This window comes from Streptomyces sp. NPDC097981 (assembly GCF_040302565.1).
Classification (GTDB): Bacteria; Actinomycetota; Actinomycetes; order Streptomycetales; family Streptomycetaceae; genus Streptomyces.
Genome location: NZ_JBEORW010000175.1, coordinates 1 through 1667 on the forward strand (window position 1 = coordinate 1; position 1667 = coordinate 1667).

Below are 1667 nucleotides of genomic sequence, written 5' to 3' on the forward strand. Positions count from 1 at the left end.
CGTCAACGACACGCTGCTGGAGGGCATGAAGGTCGTCGGTGAGCTGTTCGGCTCCGGTCAGATGCAGCTGCCGTTCGTGCTGCAGTCGGCCGAGGACCGCGGACCCGGGACTCCCGTGCTGCGCACGGGAGGTGACCTCGTTTCACGAGGTCCGGGCCTGCGGCCCGTTGGGCAGGGTCCGCTGCGCTCCCCTGCCCTGGTCCTTCCGGCTCCGCCTCCAGGACTTGAGGCCCGCTTCGCGGGCCTGGCCGGCAGCGGGGTGGCGGGTGGGGTCTGTTGTGGGCTGCCAGCGGCGCCCGGTCAGGGTGCGAAGTACCAGCAGTAAAGAGGCTGACGAAGGCCCTCCGCCGTGCGGGCCAAACCCGCCAACTCCGTCAGGATCTCGACCGCTGTCTCGGCTGGCACACCCTCGTCCTTGACTGCGGCAAGCTCAGCCCATGCACCCGCAACCTCAACGAGCTGGCCACTGCTCGCCCGCACCAGAGCGGAGCACAGTCCGGAAGAAAGCTGGAACAACGTGAAGCCGTCATTCTTCATCGGCACCACATCACGCGAACCAGTAGCTACGCTCCCTGCCAGCAGGGCCTCTCAGTCCGCCACCGCATCATCGGGAAAGAAGTCCGAGCACGCCAACGCGGGAAAGCCATGACCGCGCTGCCTCGGCCCGACCCGCGCGGCCACCTCATCGTCCGGTGCCACGAAGAACTCGACAGTGATAGGCATGACCCGATCATGCCAGCCCACCCCGCGCTGGGGTGATTCATTCTGATCCTCAGATTGAAACTGGCCTAGGGGGTATGCCGCGCTGAGACCCAGCTCGCAGAGCAGCACGCTGTGGTGACTTCGTCAGAACGGAGGCTCGTCACTGTAGCTACCGGGCGTAGGTGTTGAAGGTTTCGAAGCTCCCCAGCCACCACCGGAGGGCTGACTGCTTGCCCACGGATCGTCTTGGGACGGTGGCGGGATTGGAGCGGCACGCGGAGCAGGAGGGGGCTGCGAGGGCGGCGATTCTGGAAATTCCTCGGTCGCGTCCTCTTCGACCGCACGGTCCCAGACAAGGCGAAGATGCTCTCGGCAGGTTGGAATAACAGTCCACCTGTCTTCGCTCTCGGACCAGCGCGGTCGGTCCGGATCCTGGTTCCCCAGCTGACACAGGGCATGCAGGAGGGAGTCCAGGGTGGGCCAATTTGCGAGCGTCTTCCCAACGAACAGCCGGCGTACCGTCTCCCGGCTCACGGGCTTGACGCCGTCTAGAAGGCTGATGAAGATGTTGGGTTCTGGCCCCGCCGCGTGAGCGGCGGGGCCAGACTCGTTCTTGTGGTGCAAGGGGAGTGGGTCGGGGAGTCTGTCGGGCCGGATGTGTGGGTCACCTGCCGGGGGTTGATTCCGACTGGGAGTGTGTTTGCGTTCCTGGCCGAGCATCGGGAGGCGTTGTTCCCGGCGGTCATGTTCGCGGACATGTATCCGTCGGCGAACGGGCAGCCGAGTATGCCGCCGCAGGTCCTGGCCGCGGCGATCACGCTGCAGTCCCTGCACGGGTTGTCGGACTTCGAGACAGTCCAGGAACTGCGGTGTGACCTAATTCCTTATTAGCGGGCTGTGAGAGGCAGAGCGGTTGCCGCCACCCAGGCCCGCAGAGGTGGTGGTGATGGGGCCGGGGAGACACC

The 1667-nt window shown here is 65.7% G+C and carries 2 protein-coding genes and 1 pseudogene; 2 read left to right on the plus strand and 1 reads right to left on the minus strand.

The features are described 5' to 3' along the window. Window positions 1–160 (plus strand): annotated as a pseudogene (locus tag ABTY04_RS41445) (B12-binding domain-containing protein); the annotation flags it as partial. A 428-nt stretch (window positions 161–588) separates the two neighbouring features. Here the strand turns inward: ABTY04_RS41445 and ABTY04_RS40875 are convergent. Continuing rightward, the gene (locus ABTY04_RS40875) at window positions 589–723 is read right to left on the minus strand and encodes a hypothetical protein (RefSeq protein WP_352218500.1); all 135 of its coding nucleotides are present in this window, start codon (window positions 721–723) and stop codon (window positions 589–591) included. A 723-nt stretch (window positions 724–1446) separates the two neighbouring features. On the opposite strand from ABTY04_RS40875, the gene ABTY04_RS41450 reads away from it, so the two are divergent. Continuing rightward, window positions 1447–1593, plus strand: coding sequence for a transposase (locus tag ABTY04_RS41450; protein ID WP_502996835.1), 147 nt, complete (start codon window positions 1447–1449; stop codon window positions 1591–1593). The last annotated feature ends 74 nt before the right edge of the window (window positions 1594–1667 follow it).